This window comes from Candidatus Solirubrobacter pratensis (assembly GCF_000425945.1).
GTDB classification, from domain to species: domain Bacteria; phylum Actinomycetota; class Thermoleophilia; order Solirubrobacterales; family Solirubrobacteraceae; genus Solirubrobacter; species Solirubrobacter pratensis.
This window is the reverse complement of the sequence record NZ_AUEK01000014.1, coordinates 98,396-113,916: the sequence shown is the minus strand read 5'-3', so window position 1 is coordinate 113,916 and position 15,521 is coordinate 98,396. Positions and strand designations below refer to the sequence as shown.

Sequence of the window (15,521 nt, the reverse complement as noted above, 5' to 3'; positions counted from 1 at the left end):
TAACGGTAGAAGCATGGCTTCGAATGACCCTGTGTTCCTGATCACCGGCGCCTCGAGCGGGATCGGCGCTGCGACCGCCCGCCGCGCCGCGGACGCCGGGTACCGGCTCGTGCTCGCCGCCCGCTCGAAGGACAAGCTGCAGGATCTCGTGCAGGAGCTCGGCGAGGAGCGCGCCGTCGCGGTCGAGTGCGACGTCACCGACGCGGGCGACCAGGAGCGCGCCGTCCAGCGCGCGCGTGACGCCTTCGGCCGCCTCGACGTCGCGTTCGCCAACGCCGGCACCGGCAGCCCGCGCGGCTTCACCGAGGGCACGCCGGAGGAGGCGCGCGAGACGATCCTGACCAACGTCTACGGCGTCTATCTGACGATCCGCTCCGCGCTTGGAGCCCTGCGCGAGACGCACGGGCACCTCGTGCTCACGTCGAGCATCGCCGGGCGCCGCGCGCTCAAGGGCTCGCTCTACTCGGCGACGAAGTTCTCCGTCACCGCCATGGGCGAGGCGGCGCGGCTCGAGCTCAACGGCACGGGCGCGCGCGTCACCCTGATCGAGCCCGGGATGGTCGAGACGCCGGGCTTCAGCCACGAGCTCGACGAGACGCTCACCGCCGACGACATCGCGCGGGCCGTGATGTACGCCGTCTCGCAGCCGGCCCACGTCGACGTGAACGAGATCATGATCCGGCCGACGGCGCAGACGAGCTGAGCGACCGGCGCATCCCCCTCGCTCCGTGATCATGATCCGGACACGGCACACGGGCCTAGATGTCAGCGGAGTGACCTTCCGCTCAGGTATCCCTGATCTTGACCTCTAGGCTCCGCCGCACCGGGAGCCTGACCCCCTTCCGGAGTTCCGCTGAGCCTCGGCCATCCCTCCGGCCGGGGCTCAGCACTTTCCGGGGCGGATCTACTTCGTCCGGGCCCGCTTGGGCATGATGTCGGTGATCGTCCCGTTGGCCAGCTCGGCCGAGAACGCGACGGTCTCCGACAGCGTCGGGTGCGGGTGGATCGTCAGCGAGACGTCCTCGGCGTCCGCGCCCGCCTCGATCGCCAGCACCATCTCCGCGATCAGCTCGCCGGCGTTGATGCCGACGATGCCCGCGCCGAGGATGCGATGCGTCTCTGGCTCGGCGATCACCTTGGTCATGCCCTCGCTGCGCCCCATCGACAGCGCGCGGCCGGACGCCGCCCACGGGAACGTGGAGATCTCGAACTCGATCCCCTGCTCCTTGGCCTGCGTCTCCGTCAGCCCGGTCCAGGCGATCTCCGGATCGGTGTAGGCCACCGACGGAATCGAGCGCGCGTCCCAGGACACGTTCTCGCCGTTGATGACCTCGGCGGCCAGCGCGCCCTCGTGGGTCGCCTTGTGGGCGAGCATCGGCTCGCCCGCGACGTCGCCGATCGCGTAGATGTGGGGCACGTTGGTCCGCATCTGCTCGTCGACCTCGATGAAGCCGCGGTCGGTCACGTTCACGCCCGCCTTGCCGGCGCCGATGGCCTTGCCGTTCGGGCGCCGCCCGACGGCCACGAGCACGCGGTCGAACGTCTCCTCGCCGTCGCCGTACTTGACGGTGATCCCGTCGTCGGACGCCGTGACCGACTCGACCTTGGTCCCGAGGTGGATGTGCTCGTAGCGGGCCTTGATGCGCTTCTCGAGCACGCGCACGAGGTCCTTGTCGGCGCCCGGGATGAGCTGGTCGAGGAGCTCGACCACCGTGACCTTGGAGCCCAGCGCGTCGTAGACGGTCGCCATCTCGAGGCCGATGATCCCGCCGCCGATCACGAGCAGGCGCTCGGGGACGTCGGTGATCTCGAGCGCGTCCGTCGAGTCCATGATGCGCTCGTCGTCGGGCAGGTCGGGCAGCATCGCGGCCTCCGAGCCGGCGGCGATGATGCAGTGCTCGAAGCCGACGACGGTGTCGCCCACCTGAATGGTGTTCGGGCTCGTGAACTCGCCCGTGCCGCGCACGACCTGGACCTTGCGCTGCTTGGCCAGCGACTCCAGGCCGCCGGTGAGCTTGCCGACGACCGACTCCTTCCAGGAGCGCACCTTGTCGATGTCGACCTCGGGCTTGCCGAACGACACGCCCGACTCCTCGAGCTCCTCGGCCTCCGCGAGCACGCGCGCGACGTGCAGCAGTGCCTTGGAGGGGATGCAGCCGACGTTCAGGCAGACGCCGCCGAGCACCTCGCCGCGGTCGATCAGCGCGACGGAGAGGCCGAGATCGGCGGCGCGGAAGGCGGCGGTGTACCCGCCGGGGCCGGCGCCGAGCACGGCGACCTGCACGCTGACGTCTGCGTGCGGGGCCGGCTCGGCCGGCTCCGCGGGTGCCTCGGGCTCCTCCTGCTTCGGCGGCGCCTCCGCGCCGCCGCCACCCGACGGCTTGTGGCCGTCGACCGAGTCCAGCAGCAGGATCACCGCGCCCTCGGAGACGCGGTCGCCGACGGAGACCTTCAACTCGGTCACCTTGCCCGCCGAGGGCGACGGGACCTCCATCGTGGCCTTGTCGGACTCGAGCGTGATCAGCGGGTCCTCCTCCGCCACCTCGTCGCCCGCCGAGACGAGCACCTCGATGACGGGGACGTCCTGGAAGTCGCCGATGTCCGGGACCTTGACCTCCATCACAGCAACACCCTTCGAAGGTCGGAGAGCTGGTTCACGAGGTGCGCGACGAAGCGCGCGGCCAGCGCGCCGTCGATCACGCGGTGGTCGTAGGAGAGCGACAGCGGCACCATCAGCCGCGGCACGAACTCCGACCCGTTCCAGACCGGCTTCATGGCCGAGCGCGTGACGCCGAGGATCGCGACCTCGGGCGCGTTGACGATCGGCGTGAACGCCGTGCCGCCGATGCCGCCGAGGCTCGAGATCGTGAACGTCGAGCCCGACATCTCGGCGCTGGAGAGCTTGCCCGAGCGCGCCTTGCCGGAGAGCTCGGTCAGGTCGGACGCGATGTCCAGGATGCCCTTGCGGTCGGCCTGCTTGATCACGGGCACGACGAGGCCGTTCGGCGTGTCGGCCGCGAAGCCGATGTTGTAGTAGCGCTTGAGGACCAGGTCGTCGCCGTCGAGCGAGGAGTTGACGATCGGGAAGGCCTTCAGCGAGCCGACCACCGCCTTCACCAGCAGCGCGACCATCGTGACCTTGACGTCGCTCTGCTCGCTGTTGGTGCGCTTGCGGAACGCCTCGAGCTCGGTGATGTCCGCCTCGTCGTGATGCGTGACGTGCGGGATCATCACCCAGTTGCGGGCGAGGTTCGGGCCGCTGATCTTCTGGATCCGCGACAGCGGCTGCCGCTCGATCTCGCCCTGCTTCTCGAAGTTCGGCTTCGGCCACGGCGCGAGCTCGAGCCCGGCGATGCCCGCGGACGGCGCGGCCTGCGGAGCCGGCTGCTCGGGCCCCTTGCGCACGTCCTCCTTGGTGATCCGGCCCTTGCGGCCCGTCCCCTGGACCTGCGCCAGGTCGACGCCCAGCTCGCGCGCGAGCCGGCGCACGCCGGGCGATGCGTACAGCGGCGCGCCGGTGCGGCCGCCCGCCTGGGGCGACGTCGGCGCCGCGCTCGGCTCGGGCGCCGGCGGCGCCGTCTCGGCCTGTCCGGCGGCATCCTCGGCCTCCGCCTCGGCGGCCGAGTCCACGACCTCGGCCTCGCCGGCCTCCTTGGACTCCTGCACGTCAGGCGGCGGGGCCTTCGCATCCGCCGCCGGGCCGGCGCCGTCGACCTCGACCGTCAGCAGCGCCGATCCCTCGGACACCTTGTCCCCGACGGAGACCTTCAGCTCGGCGACCTTGCCGGCCACCGGCGACGGGACCTCCATCGTGGCCTTGTCGGACTCCAGCGTGACGAGCGGATCCTCCTCCGCCACGGTGTCGCCGACCGACACGAGGACCTCGATGATCGGGACCTCGTCGAAGTCCCCGATGTCGGGGACGAGTACCTGCTCAGTCGCCACCGTCGCCTCCCCTACACCGTCCACGGCGCGGGCCGCTCGGTATCGATGCCGTAGTCCTCGATCGCCTTCGCGGGCGCGCCCTTGTCCACCTTCCCGGCCTTCGCCAGCTCCGTCAGCGCGGCCAGCGCGACGTGGTGGCGGTCCACCTCGAAGAAGCTGCGCAGCGTCTTGCGGTAGTCCGAGCGGCCGAAGCCGTCGGTGCCGAGCACCCGGTACGGCGCCGACACCCACGGCCGGATCTGGTCCGCGAACGACCGCATGTAGTCGGTCGCCGCGACCACCGGGCGGTCGTCGAGCGTGGCGGCCAGGAACGGCACGCGCTCCTGCTCGCCCGGATTCAGCATGTTCCAGCGCTCGACCTCGATCCCGTCGCGGCGCAGCTCGGTGAAGCTCGTGACGCTGTAGATGTCGGCCTCGACGCCGAAGTCGTCGCGCAGCAGGTCGGCGCCCGCGATCACCTCGCGCAGGATCGTCCCGGAGCCGAGCAGCTGGACCTGCGCGTCCTTGCCCTCCCGCAGCCGGTAGATGCCGCGCAGGATGCCCTCCTCGGCGCCCTCCGGCATCGCCGGGTGCTGATAGTTCTCGTTCATCAGCGTGAGGTAGTAGAAGACGTCCTCCTGCTCGCCGATCATGCGGCGCAGGCCCTCGCGGATGATCACCGCCAGCTCGTACCCGTAGGCCGGGTCGTAGGAGATCGCGTTCGGGATCGTCGAGCTGAGGATGTGCGAGTGGCCGTCCTCGTGCTGCAGGCCCTCGCCGTTGAGCGTGGTGCGCCCGGCGGTGCCGCCGAGCAGGAAGCCGCGCGTCCGGCTGTCCCCGGCCGCCCACGCGAGGTCGCCCACGCGCTGGAAGCCGAACATCGAGTAGTAGATGTAGAACGGGATCGTCGGGATGCCGTGGTTGGAGTACGACGTCCCCGCGGCGATCCAGGAGGACATCGCACCGGCCTCGTTGATGCCCTCCTGGAGCACCTGGCCGTGCTTGTCCTCGCGGTAGAACATCAGCTGCTCGCGGTCCTCGGGCGTGTAGAGCTGGCCGAGCTGGCTGAAGATGCCGAGCTGGCGGAACAGCCCCTCCATGCCGAACGTGCGCGACTCGTCGGGGACGATCGGCACGACGTGGCGGCCGATCTGCTTGTCGCGCAGGATCGTGCTGAGGATCCGCACGAAGCTCATCGTGGTCGAGACCTCGCGCTCCCCCGTGCCCTCCAGCTGGGACTGGAACGCGCTCAGCTCGGGGACCGGCAGCGCGTCCGACTTGCGCCGGCGCGCCGGCAGCGAGCCGCCCAGCGCCGCGCGGCGCTCGCGGATGAACTCCGCCTCGGGCGAGTGCTCCGGCGGCTTGTAGAAGGAGATGTCCTTGACCTGCTGGTCGGTCAGCTCGAGCTCGAAGCGGTCGCGGAAGGCGAGCAGCGCCTCCTCGTTCATCTTCTTCTGCTGGTGGGTGATGTTCTGGCCCTCGCCGGCCACGCCCATCCCGTAGCCCTTGATGGTCTTGGCGAGGATGACCGTCGGAGCGCCGTGATGCTCGACCGCCGCCTTGTAGGCGGCGTAGACCTTGCGCTGATCCAGCCCGCCGCGGTTGAGCGCCCAGATCTGGTCGTCGGACATCTCCTTGACCATCGCGCGCAGCTCCGGCTTGGTGCCGAAGAAGTGCTCGCGCACATAGGCGCCGTTGCGCGACTTGTAGGTCTGGTAGTCGCCGTCGAGCGCCTCGTTCATGCGCGCCAGCAGGTGGCCCTCGTGGTCGGCGGCGAGGAGCGGATCCCAGCGCGAGCCCCAGATGACCTTGATGACGTTCCAGCCGGCGCCGCGGAAGTTCGTCTCCAGCTCCTGGATGATCTTGCCGTTGCCGCGCACCGGGCCGTCGAGGCGCTGCAGGTTGCAGTTGACGACGAAGATCAGGTTGTCGAGGCGCTCGCGGCCGGCGAGGGCGATCGAGCCCATCGACTCCGGCTCGTCCATCTCGCCGTCGCCCATGAAGGCCCAGACCTTGCGGCCGGCGGTCTCGGCCAGGCCGCGGCCCTGGAGATACTTCATGAAGCGGGCCTGGTAGATCGCCATCAGCGGCCCGAGGCCCATCGAGACCGTCGGGAACTGCCAGAAGTCCGGCATCAGCCACGGATGCGGATAGGAGGAGAGGCCGCTGCCGCCGACCTCCATCCGGAAGTTCTTCATCTGCGCCTCGCTGAAGCGTCCCTCGAGGAACGCGCGGGCGTAGACGCCGGGGCTGGAATGACCCTGCATGTACACGAGGTCGCCGCCGTGGCGCTCGGTCGGGGCGTGCCAGAAGTGGTTGAAGCCGGTCTCGTAGAGCACCGCGGCGCTCTGGTAGCTCGCGATGTGGCCGCCGAGCTCGGACGACGTCTTGTTCGCGTTCAGGACCGTCGCGATCGCGTTCCAGCGGACGATCGACCGTACTCGCCGCTCGAGCGCCGCGTCGACGGGATGAGGCGGCTCCTTCTCCGGCGGGATCGTGTTCAGATACGGCGTGGTGCCGGCCGGCGCGGGCGCGGCGCCCGTGAGCTGCGCATGACCGACGACGCGCTCGAGCAGGAACTGCGCGCGCTGCGGACCGTCGCTGGCGACGACCGCGTCCAGCGCCTCCAGCCATTCGCGTGTCTCCTGGGGATCTACCTCGACCTGGGATGCCATGCGTGCGCTCCTCCTTCGAACCGGCCGCCATTGTGGCTCATGGGACCCGCCCCTCGACGTCTCGAGCCATATTTCGGAACTACATTTTCATGATACGGGATGCCGTCCAAGGCAGGCACGACACCGATGGCCCAAACGGGCGATGATCCGCCGATGGCACCGCGGCTCGGGCGCAACCAGTACGGCAAGGCCCAGACGCACGTCGTGCGCGTGTACCGCGACGGCGACGCGCACTCGCTGCGCGACCTGACGGTGTCGGTCGCGCTCGCCGGGGATCTCGGCGGCGTGCACATGACCGGAGACAACACCAACGTCCTTCCCACCGACACGCAGAAGAACACCGTCTACGCGTTCGCCAAGGAGGCGCCGGTCGGGGCGCCGGAGGCGTTCGCGCTGCGGCTGGCGCGTCATTTCGTGACCGGGCCGATCCGGCGCGCGCGCGTCGAGGTCGCCGAGGTGGCGTGGGCGCGCATCGGCGACCACCCTCACGCGTTCATGCAGGCGAGCGCGGAGCGGCGGATCGCCGCCGCGATCTGCGAGGAGCGCGACGAGTGGGTGCTGTCCGGGATCGCCGACCTCGTCCTGCTCAAGTCGACCGGTTCGGAGTTCACTGGCTTCGAGCGCGACCGCTACACGACGCTGGCCGAGACGCGCGACCGGGTGCTGGCCACGGCGGTGACCGCGCGCTGGCGGCACGCACGCGCGGACACCGGCTGGGACGACTCCTTCTCAGGCGCGCGGCGCGCGCTGATCGAGGCGTTCGCGACCACCCACAGCCTCTCGCTCCAGCAGTCGCTGTACGCGATGGGCTCGGCGGTGCTGGAGGCCCGTCCGGAGGTGGTGGAGGTGCGGCTGTCGCTGCCGAACAGGCATCACTTCGTGGTCGACCTGTCGCCGTTCGGGCTGGGCAACGAGAACGAGGTCTTCCACGCCGACGACCGGCCGTACGGGCTGATCGAGGGCGTCGTCGACCGCGAAGGAGCGCCCGCCCCCGGCCCCGCCTGGGATCCGTACCCGTTGCTATGAGCGCGCGACGTGTCCTGGAGCGGGCCGATGAGCTCGCCGCGTTCACCGAGGAGCCGGGCCGGATCACCCGCCCGCTCGCCTCGCCCGCGCTCGACGGCGCGATGGAGCGCGTACGCGAGTGGATGGAGGAGGCCGGCCTCGCCACCCGCCGCGACGCGCTCGGCAACCTCGCCGGCCGGACCGGCGAGGGCCCCGGCACGCTGCTGATCGGCTCGCACCTGGACTCGGTGGCCGACGCCGGCCGCTACGACGGCGTGCTCGGCGTGCTGATCGCGCTCGAATGCGTGCAGGAGCTGCCGCTCGCGCTGGAGCTCGTCGCGTTCGCCGACGAGGAGGGGATGCGCTTCGGCTCGAGCTACCTCGGCAGCCGCGCCTACCTCGGGCAGCTCGACGAGGCCGACCTGGCGCTGCGCGACGCGAGCGGGATCACGCTGCGCGAGGCGATCGGCGAGCCGTCGGCCAGGCTCGCCCCGGATGATCTGCGCGCCTACTTCGAGGTCCACATCGAACAGGGGCCGGTGCTCGAGGCGGCGGGCGAGCCGCTCGGCGTCGTCACCGCGATCGCAGGGCAGAGCCACGCCACCCTCGTCTTCGAGGGCGAGGCCGGCCACGCCGGCACGACCCCGATGGCGCTGCGCCGCGACGCGATCGCCGCGGCCGCCGAGTTCGTGCTCGCCACGGAGCGGATCGCGCTCGACGAGCCCGGACTCGTCGCGACGGTCGGCCGCGTCAGCGTCCCTGGCGGCGCCGTCAACGTGATCCCCGGCCGCGCCGAGGCGACGCTCGACGTCCGCCACGCCGAGGACCCGGCTCGCGGGCGCGTGATCGCCGGACTGCGCATGATCGGCGAGGCGCTGCGCCGCCGCCGCGGCGTGCGCGTGCGCTGGTCTCCCGTCACCGAGCACGGCACGACGCCGCTGACGCTCGCCGACGGCCTGGCGGAGGTGCTCCCGGACGCGCCGCGGCTGCCGAGCGGCGCCGGTCACGACGCGGTGATATTGAGCGGCGTGACCGACGCCGCGATGCTGTTCGTCCGCTGCAAGGGCGGCATCAGCCACAACCCGGCCGAGTCGGTGACCGAGGAGGACGTGGCGGCCGCGATCGACGCCGCGCGCGAGTTCGTCCGCGTCGCGGCGGAGAAGGCGTGCACGACCTAGTCGTCCGCGGCGGCACGCTGGTCCTGCCGGAGGGGCCCCGCCGCGCCGACCTCGGCGTCGGCGACGGCGCGATCGCCGAGATCGCCGAGGAGCTGCCCGGCGGCCGCGAGGAGATCGACGCGACCGGCCTGCACGTCCTGCCCGGCGGCATCGACGCGCACGTGCACTTCAACGAGCCCGGCCGCACGCACTGGGAGGGCTGGGCGACCGGCACCGCCGCGCTCGCGGCCGGCGGCATGACGGCGTGCTTCGAGATGCCGCTCAACGCGCACCCGCCGACGATCGACGGGCCCGCGTTCGACGCCAAGCTCGCCGCGGCGCAGGCCTCCGCGTGCGTGGACTTCGCGCTCTGGGGCGGGATCGTGCCCGGCAACGCCGACCGCCTGGAGGAGCTGCACGAGCGCGGCGTGATCGGCTTGAAGGCGTTCATGTCGGCGAGCGGCACCGACGACTTCCCCAACGCCGACGACGCCACGCTGCACGCCGGCATGGCGATCGCCGCCCGGCTCGGCGCGATCGTCGCCGTGCACGCCGAGAACGACGCGCTGATCTCGCGCCCGCATGCGGGGACGAGCTGGCGCGACTACGCCGCCTCGCGGCCGCCGGTCGCCGAGACCGAGGCGATAGCCCGCGCGCTCGCGTTCGCCGAGGACACCGGCTGCGCGCTGCACGTCGTGCACGTCTCGACCGGCCGCGGCGTCGAGCTCGTCGCCGAGGCGCGCGCCCGCGGCGTCGACGCCACCTGCGAGACCTGCCCGCACTACCTGTTCCTGCGCGAGCAGGACATGGAGACGCTCGGCGTCGTCGCCAAGTGCGCGCCGCCGCTGCGCGCGCCGGAGCCGCTGTGGGAGCGGCTCGCGCAGATCGCGCTCGTCGCGTCCGACCACTCGCCCTGCCCGCCGGAGCTCAAGGACCCCGACGACTACTTCTTCGCCTGGGGCGGGATCGCGGGCGCGCAGACGACGCTGCCGCTGCTGCTCACGCGCGCCGACCCGGCGACCGTCGCCCGCCTGACCGCGCACGGCCCGGCCGAGCGCTTCGGGATCGCGCGCAAGGGCGCGCTGAAGACCGGCTACGACGCCGATCTCGCGCTCGTCGAGCTCGGCACGCTCGACGAGCTGCGGGCCGAGGACCTCAGGTACCGCCACAAGCTCTCGCCGTTCCTCGGCCGCCGGCTGCCGCGCGTCGTGCGCACGCTGCTGCGCGGCGCGGAGCCGGCATACGGCAAGCTCCTGCGGCCATGAGCATCACGATCACCGCCGGCGAGTTCAGCTACACCGCGGAGCTCGAGCGCGAGCGCGCGCCCGAGACCGTCGCCGCCTTCGAGGCGCTGCTGCCGTTCCACAGCCAGATCATCCACGCGCGCTGGAGCGGCGAGGCGGCCTGGATCCCGCTCGGCGACCTCGACATCGGGATCAGCGGACCGGAGAACGCGACCAGCCATCCGGCGCCCGGACAGGTGCTCTGGTACCCCGGCGGCTTGAGCGAGACCGAGATCCTGTTTCCCTATGGGGGCGCGCTGTTCGCGAGCATCGTCGGCCAGCTCGCCGGCAACCACTTCCTCACGGTGGTCGAGGGAACCGACCGGCTCCGGCCGCTGGGCGAGCACGTATTGTGGAAAGGCGCGCTCGACATCGTTTTCGAATCCGCATGACGGAACAGGTGTTCTGAAAGGCGGTACCATCGGCCGCAATGCCGCAGCCTCGTGTGCAGTCGCTGGATCGTGCGCTTGACCTCCTCGAAGCGCTCGCGAGCGCCGGCGAGCTGGGCGTGTCCGACCTCGCGGCGCGCACCGGGCTGGTGCCGAGCACGGCGCACCGCCTGCTCGCGACGCTCGTCGAGCGCGGCTATGCCGCGCAGAGCGCGGCCGGCGGGCGCTACCTGATCGGGTACAAGCTGCTCGAGCTGGCCAGCGGCCTGCAGGACCGCGTCGAGAGCCTGAAGCTCGCCGCGCGCGAGCACCTGGAGGCGATCCAGCGCGAGACCGGCGAGACGACCAACCTCGTCGTGCTCGAGGGCCGCGACGTCGTCTACGTCGACAAGGTCGACGGGACCCGCAGCGTGCGCCTGTTCCTCGAGGTGGGCAGCGCGATCCCCGCGCACACGTCCGGCGCCGGCAAGGCGATCCTCGCGTGGCGCGGCGCCGACGACGTCGCCGGGCTGCTCGGCGGCGAGCCGCTGACGCGCTCGACGCCGCGCACGATCACGACGCTCGACGCGCTCGATGACGACCTGCGGCGCATCCGCCGGCGCGGCTTCGCCACCGACAACGAGGAGCACGAGGAGGGCGTCGCCTGCGTCGGGACGCCCGTCTTCGACCACCGCGGCATCTCGGTCGCGGCGCTCAGCGTCTCGGGCCCGACGCCGCGCATCCTCAACGCCGACACCGCCGACCTCGGCGCGCTGCTGCGCGAGCACAGCGAGGCGGTCAGCGCCAAGCTCGGGTTTGTGACGTCGCCGGGAGGTTGACGCCGCGAGCGGGCGGGCGGACGGCGAAGCCCTATGCCAGCTCGGAGGCGATCATTGCCAGCCCGCGCTCGAGCGCGCTCGGCGGCACCCGGCCGTAGTCGAGCAGCAGCCCGTCGCCGGCCACCGGCGCCCAGCAGTGGTCGGCGAGCACATCGAGGTGCACGCCGCGCGCCCGCAGCCGCGCGGCGATCTCCGCCGGCTGCGCCGGGCCCTCGACCAGCACGTGCAGGCCGCCGGCGATGCCGTGCAGCGTCACGCCCTCGATCTCGCCGAGCGCGTCGCGGACGAGCGCGCGCTTGTAGGTCGCCAGCCGCCGCACGCGGCGTAGGTGGCGGCCGAGCTCGCCTGAGCGGATCAGCTGCGCGACCGCGTGCTGCGCGGGCAGCGACGCGTGCTCGTCGAGCATCCGCTTGAGCGCCGCGACGCGCTCCACCAGGGCGGGCGTGGCGACGGCGTAGCCCACGCGCAGCGACGGCGTGAGCAGGCGCGAGAAGGTCCCGACCAGGCAGACGCCGCCGCTCGTGTCGACGGCCGACAGCGGCGGCGCGACCTCGCCGTCGAAGCGGAACTCTCCGTCGTAGTCGTTCTCGATCACCAGTGCCCCGCGCCGGTCCGCCCACGCCAGCAGCTCGGTCCGGCGCCCGGCCGACAACTCGACGCCGGTCGGGAACTGGTGCGACGGCGTCACGTGGACGACGAGCGGCTGCGGGTCGGCGCTCGCGAGCACGTCCACGCGCGCGCCGTGCGCGTCGACCGGGAGCGCCAGCAGGCCGATGCCCTGGACCGCGGCGAGCCGCGTGACGCCGCGGTAGCCGGGGTTCTCGGCGGCCAGCACGTCGGCGGAGGACATCGTCGCGCGCAGCAGCAGCGCCAGCGCGTCGCTCGCGCCCGAGGTGACGACGACGTCGGCCGCGACGCACGCCACGCCACGCGTCTCGCGGACGTGCTCGGCGATCGCCGCGCGCACCTCGCGCGGACCCTGCGGGTCGCCGTAGGTCTGCGCGACGGTGGCCGTGGCGTGGCGCCATGCGCGCCGCCACGCGTCGGTGGCGATCGGCGCGATCGTCCCCGCGCGAAGCCGCAGGTCGATGTCGCCCGCGGCCACCGGGGCCGGCGCGCCCGGCGGTCCGCCGCGCAGCCACTCGACGTCGCCGCGCACGCGCGGGCGGCCGCGGGCGCGGGCCTCGGCCGGCTGCGCGACGTAGGTACCTGAGCCGTGGCGCGCCCGGATGAGGTGCTCGTCAGCCAGCCGCGCGTAGCACGCCGCGATCGCGTTGCGCGAGAGCCCCAGCGCGCTCGCCAGCACGCGCGCGGACGGCAGCTTCGCGCCGTGCGCGAGCCGCCCTCCGACGATCGCGGCGCGCAGGCGCTCCTCGAGCCCGGCCCCGTCGAGCGCCACGCCCGCGGCGCGCAGGGCGTTCAGCGGCGAGCCCGCGCGGTCGAGGCGCGCAAGTGGCTGGCGGCTTTCGCCCACGAGTGGCTCTGGCGTCACGGAGCCCCCGGCAGTGTACTTGCGCCATGCCGGGACGCGCGCGCCCAGCGGTCGCCATCGTCGCCGACGATCTCACCGGCGCATGCGACGCCGCCGTCGGCTTCGTCCGCGCGGGCTTCAGCGCCCACGTCGTGCTCGCGGGCGACCCCGACCCGGCGCTCGAGACCGACGTGATCGCGGTCGACGCCGGCACGCGCCACCGCGATCCCGGCGAGGCGGGCCGCCTGGTCGGCGCCCGCGTCCGCGCGCTGCGCGACGCGCCGCTGCTGATCAAGAAGCTCGACTCGACCCTGCGCGGCAACGTGGCCGCCGAGCTCACGGCGGCGCTGGCCGCCAGCGGCCGCCGCGCCGCGATCGTCGCGCCCGCCTTCCCGCGCTACGGGCGCACGACCGCCGGCGGCGTGCAGCGGCTCGACGGCGTGCCGGTGCACGAGGGCTTCGCCGGCGAGGATCCCGTCTCCCCGGCCCGTACCAGCGACCTGCTCGCGCTGCTCTCCCCCGCGACCCTGCTGGCGGCCGGCGAGCGCCTCGACCCGGAGCGGCTCGCCGGCGTCGTCGTCGCGGATGCGAGCACCGACGACGACCTCGACGCGCTCGTGCGCGCCGCGCCCGAGGACGTGCTGTGGGCCGGCTCGACCGGTCTCACGCAGGCGTTCGGGCGCGTGCTGCGCGGTCCCGGCGCCCGCCGCGGTCCGGCGCGCGAGGCGCACCGCGTCGTGGTCGCCGTCGGCAGCCTCAACCCGCTCGCCCGCCGCCAGCTGGCGCGCCTGCGCGAGGCGGGCGACCCGCGCGTCACGATCCTCGCCTCGCCGGACTTCCACGCCGACCCCGCCGGCGTCGCGCGCGAGCTCGGCGCCGCGGTGCGCGCCGAGGTCGACGCCGGCGCGGACGGCGTCGTGCTGACCGGCGGCGACACCGCGGCGGCGGCGATCCGCGCGCTCGATGCGACCGCGTTCTCGGTGCTCGGCGAGGTCGAGCCCGGCATCCCGCTCGGCGTGCTGCGCGGCGGCCGGGATCTGCTCGCGGTGACGAAGGCCGGCGGCTTCGGCAGCGACGAGGCGCTGACCGCGAGCGTGAATGTGCTCCTAGGGTCCGCGCCATGAGCACTCCGATCATCGCCGTCACGATGGGCGATCCCGCCGGCGTCGGCCCCGAGATCGTCGCCAAGCTGCTCGCCGGCGACGCCGTCCACGCCGGCGCGCGGCCGTTCGTCATCGGCGACGCCCACGCGCTCGCCCGCGCCGCGGAGCTCGCGGGCGTCGCGCTCGACGTGCGCACCATCGCCGCGCCCGGCGACGCGCGCCCGCGCCCGGGGACCGCCGAGGTGGTGCAGGTCGGAGCGCTCGACCCGCCGCCGGTCCCCGGGCGCGTCGACGCCCGGGCGGGCGCCGCCGCCTACGGCTACCTCACCTGCGCGATCGAGCTCGCGCTCGCCGGCGAGATCGACGCCATCGTCACCGCACCGATCAACAAGGAGTCGCTCGTGCTCGGCGGCGCGCGCCACCACGACCACACGAGCGCGCTGGCGGACCTCACCGGCACGCCCGACGCGGTGATGATGCTCGCCGACGGCGACTTCAGGGTCGCGCTGGTCACGGTCCACGTCTCGCTGCGTGAGGCGCTCGAGCGGCTCGACGAGGACGCGATCGTGCGCACGATCGCCGTCGTGGACCGCGAGCTGCGCCGCCTCCAGCTCGACCGCCCGCGGATCGCCGTGGCCGGGTTGAACCCGCACGCCGGCGAAGGCGGCCTGTTCGGTGACGAGGAGGCGACGATGATCGCGCCCGCGATCGAGCGCGCCGTCGCGGCCGGCGCGAACGCGAGCGGCCCGTTCGCGCCCGACACGATCTTCCGCCGCGCCTACCACGGCGAGTTCGACGTCGTGATCGCGATGTACCACGACCAGGGGCTGATCCCGCTCAAGATGGTCGGCTTCGAGCGCGGCGTGAACGTGACGCTCGGGCTTCCGTTCGTGCGCACGAGCGTCGATCACGGCACCGCCTTCGATCTCGCCGGCACGGGCGCCGCCTCGGCGGAGAGCCTCGCCGCCGCCTACGAGCTGGCCCGCGCCTTCACGGCGCGCGCACGGAGGAGCGCGTGACGCGGTTCGTCTTCATGCTCACCCGCGGCGACGCGACGGTCCCCGACGCGGCGCGGATCTGCCGCGAGATCGCGCCGCTCGACATCGGCGTCGTGGGCTTCAAGGACGTCGGGCTCCCCCACGCCGAGCTGGCCGAGGTCGCCGCGATCCTGCGCGACCAGGGGCGCGAGGTCGCGCTCGAGGTCGTCAGCGTCACGCGCGACGAGGAGCTGCGCGCGATCGAGGCGGGACTCGAGCTCGGCGTCGACCTCCTGCTCGGCGGCACGCACGTCGAGGACGCGCTGCGGCTGATCGACGGCGCCGGCGTGCGCTACTGCCCGTTTCCCGGCAGGGTGGTCGGCCATCCGAGCGTGCTCGAGGGTACGCGCGAGTCGATCGTGGCCAGCGCAGGCGCGCTCGCGACCACGGACGGCGTCTGGGGGCTCGACCTGCTCGCCTACCGCTTCGCCGGCGATGCCGACACGTTGATGCGCGAGGCGATCGCCGCCGTCGACGTGCCCGTGATCGTGGCGGGCAGCGTGGCCGACACGGACCGGATCGGGGCGATCGCCGCCGCCGGCGCGTGGGGGTTCACCGTCGGCAGCGCCGCGTTCGAGGGGCGGTTCGTGCCCGACGCCCCGCTGCTGGACCAGTTGCGCGCCGTGATCGAGGCCGCAGAACCGAACGGAGGTTGACCG

Annotated in this window: 13 protein-coding genes; 9 read left to right on the top strand and 4 right to left on the bottom strand. The window is 73.0% G+C overall.

The genetic code is table 11. From position 1 onward, the window contains the following. Nucleotides 1-13: 13 nt before the first annotated feature. Entirely contained in the window at nucleotides 14-703 is a 690-nt protein-coding gene (locus tag H958_RS0121315) for an SDR family oxidoreductase (RefSeq protein ID WP_028060126.1), read from the top strand. Between the two features lie 201 nt (nucleotides 704-904). On the opposite strand, the gene lpdA is transcribed toward H958_RS0121315, so the two are convergent. From lpdA to aceE, 3 genes are read right to left on the bottom strand one after another with little or no spacing between them, the layout of a single operon-like run. Then, nucleotides 905-2,620: a dihydrolipoyl dehydrogenase gene (gene lpdA, locus H958_RS0121310; protein ID WP_028060125.1), complete on the bottom strand. Its 1,716-nt coding sequence runs from the start codon at nucleotides 2,618-2,620 to the stop codon at nucleotides 905-907. After that, complete coding sequence (aceF, locus tag H958_RS0121305) at nucleotides 2,620-3,969, bottom strand: dihydrolipoyllysine-residue acetyltransferase (RefSeq protein ID WP_081686130.1); 1,350 nt, start codon at nucleotides 3,967-3,969, stop codon at nucleotides 2,620-2,622. The genes lpdA and aceF overlap by 1 nt, the downstream gene beginning before the upstream one ends. Continuing rightward, a complete protein-coding gene (gene aceE, locus H958_RS0121300) occupies nucleotides 3,957-6,599 on the bottom strand; it encodes a pyruvate dehydrogenase (acetyl-transferring), homodimeric type (protein WP_028060123.1) in 2,643 nt (880 codons plus the stop codon). Before aceE ends, aceF begins: the two co-directional genes overlap by 13 nt. A 153-nt stretch (nucleotides 6,600-6,752) precedes the next feature. Here aceE and pucL point away from each other — a divergent pair, with 153 nt between their 5' ends. From pucL to H958_RS0121275, 5 genes are read left to right on the top strand one after another with little or no spacing between them, the layout of a single operon-like run. After that, nucleotides 6,753-7,625, top strand: coding sequence for a factor-independent urate hydroxylase (gene pucL, locus H958_RS0121295; protein ID WP_028060122.1), 873 nt, complete (start codon nucleotides 6,753-6,755; stop codon nucleotides 7,623-7,625). Continuing rightward, nucleotides 7,622-8,782: a M20 family metallo-hydrolase gene (locus tag H958_RS0121290; RefSeq protein ID WP_028060121.1), complete on the top strand. Its 1,161-nt coding sequence runs from the start codon at nucleotides 7,622-7,624 to the stop codon at nucleotides 8,780-8,782. The genes pucL and H958_RS0121290 overlap by 4 nt, the downstream gene beginning before the upstream one ends. Continuing rightward, the gene (gene allB, locus H958_RS0121285) at nucleotides 8,770-10,026 is read left to right on the top strand and encodes an allantoinase AllB (RefSeq protein WP_028060120.1); all 1,257 of its coding nucleotides are present in this window, start codon (nucleotides 8,770-8,772) and stop codon (nucleotides 10,024-10,026) included. Before H958_RS0121290 ends, allB begins: the two co-directional genes overlap by 13 nt. Then, entirely contained in the window at nucleotides 10,023-10,436 is a 414-nt protein-coding gene (locus tag H958_RS0121280; protein ID WP_028060119.1) for a DUF3830 family protein, read from the top strand. The genes allB and H958_RS0121280 overlap by 4 nt, the downstream gene beginning before the upstream one ends. A 38-nt stretch (nucleotides 10,437-10,474) precedes the next feature. After that, the gene (locus tag H958_RS0121275; RefSeq protein ID WP_028060118.1) at nucleotides 10,475-11,251 is read left to right on the top strand and encodes an IclR family transcriptional regulator; all 777 of its coding nucleotides are present in this window, start codon (nucleotides 10,475-10,477) and stop codon (nucleotides 11,249-11,251) included. A 31-nt stretch (nucleotides 11,252-11,282) separates the two neighbouring features. Here H958_RS0121275 and pdxR read toward each other — a convergent pair whose 3' ends face one another. Continuing rightward, nucleotides 11,283-12,743: a MocR-like pyridoxine biosynthesis transcription factor PdxR gene (pdxR, locus tag H958_RS39340; RefSeq protein ID WP_081686129.1), complete on the bottom strand. Its 1,461-nt coding sequence runs from the start codon at nucleotides 12,741-12,743 to the stop codon at nucleotides 11,283-11,285. A gap of 26 nt (nucleotides 12,744-12,769) precedes the next feature. Between pdxR and H958_RS0121265 the strand changes: the two genes are divergently transcribed. From H958_RS0121265 to H958_RS0121255, 3 genes are read left to right on the top strand one after another with little or no spacing between them, the layout of a single operon-like run. Continuing rightward, nucleotides 12,770-13,846 (top strand): four-carbon acid sugar kinase family protein, encoded by a 1,077-nt coding sequence (locus H958_RS0121265; protein WP_028060117.1) that lies wholly within the window; start codon nucleotides 12,770-12,772, stop codon nucleotides 13,844-13,846. Then, nucleotides 13,843-14,844 (top strand): 4-hydroxythreonine-4-phosphate dehydrogenase PdxA, encoded by a 1,002-nt coding sequence (gene pdxA, locus H958_RS0121260; protein WP_028060116.1) that lies wholly within the window; start codon nucleotides 13,843-13,845, stop codon nucleotides 14,842-14,844. The genes H958_RS0121265 and pdxA overlap by 4 nt, the downstream gene beginning before the upstream one ends. Next, nucleotides 14,841-15,518: a hypothetical protein gene (locus H958_RS0121255; RefSeq protein ID WP_028060115.1), complete on the top strand. Its 678-nt coding sequence runs from the start codon at nucleotides 14,841-14,843 to the stop codon at nucleotides 15,516-15,518. The genes pdxA and H958_RS0121255 overlap by 4 nt, the downstream gene beginning before the upstream one ends. Nucleotides 15,519-15,521 lie beyond the last annotated feature (3 nt).

Excerpts from the sequence above, each read along its gene's own strand:
- H958_RS0121315 (WP_028060126.1), top strand. The coding sequence starts at position 14 with ATGGCTTCGAATGACCCTGTGTTCCTGATCACCGGCGCCTCGAGCGGG.
- lpdA (WP_028060125.1), bottom strand. The coding sequence starts at position 2,620 with ATGGAGGTCAAGGTCCCGGACATCGGCGACTTCCAGGACGTCCCCGTC.
- aceE (WP_028060123.1), bottom strand. The coding sequence starts at position 6,599 with ATGGCATCCCAGGTCGAGGTAGATCCCCAGGAGACACGCGAATGGCTG.
- pucL (WP_028060122.1), top strand. The coding sequence starts at position 6,753 with ATGGCACCGCGGCTCGGGCGCAACCAGTACGGCAAGGCCCAGACGCAC.
- H958_RS0121290 (WP_028060121.1), top strand. The coding sequence starts at position 7,622 with ATGAGCGCGCGACGTGTCCTGGAGCGGGCCGATGAGCTCGCCGCGTTC.
- H958_RS0121280 (WP_028060119.1), top strand. The coding sequence starts at position 10,023 with ATGAGCATCACGATCACCGCCGGCGAGTTCAGCTACACCGCGGAGCTC.
- H958_RS0121275 (WP_028060118.1), top strand. The coding sequence starts at position 10,475 with ATGCCGCAGCCTCGTGTGCAGTCGCTGGATCGTGCGCTTGACCTCCTC.
- H958_RS0121265 (WP_028060117.1), top strand. The coding sequence starts at position 12,770 with ATGCCGGGACGCGCGCGCCCAGCGGTCGCCATCGTCGCCGACGATCTC.
- pdxA (WP_028060116.1), top strand. The coding sequence starts at position 13,843 with ATGAGCACTCCGATCATCGCCGTCACGATGGGCGATCCCGCCGGCGTC.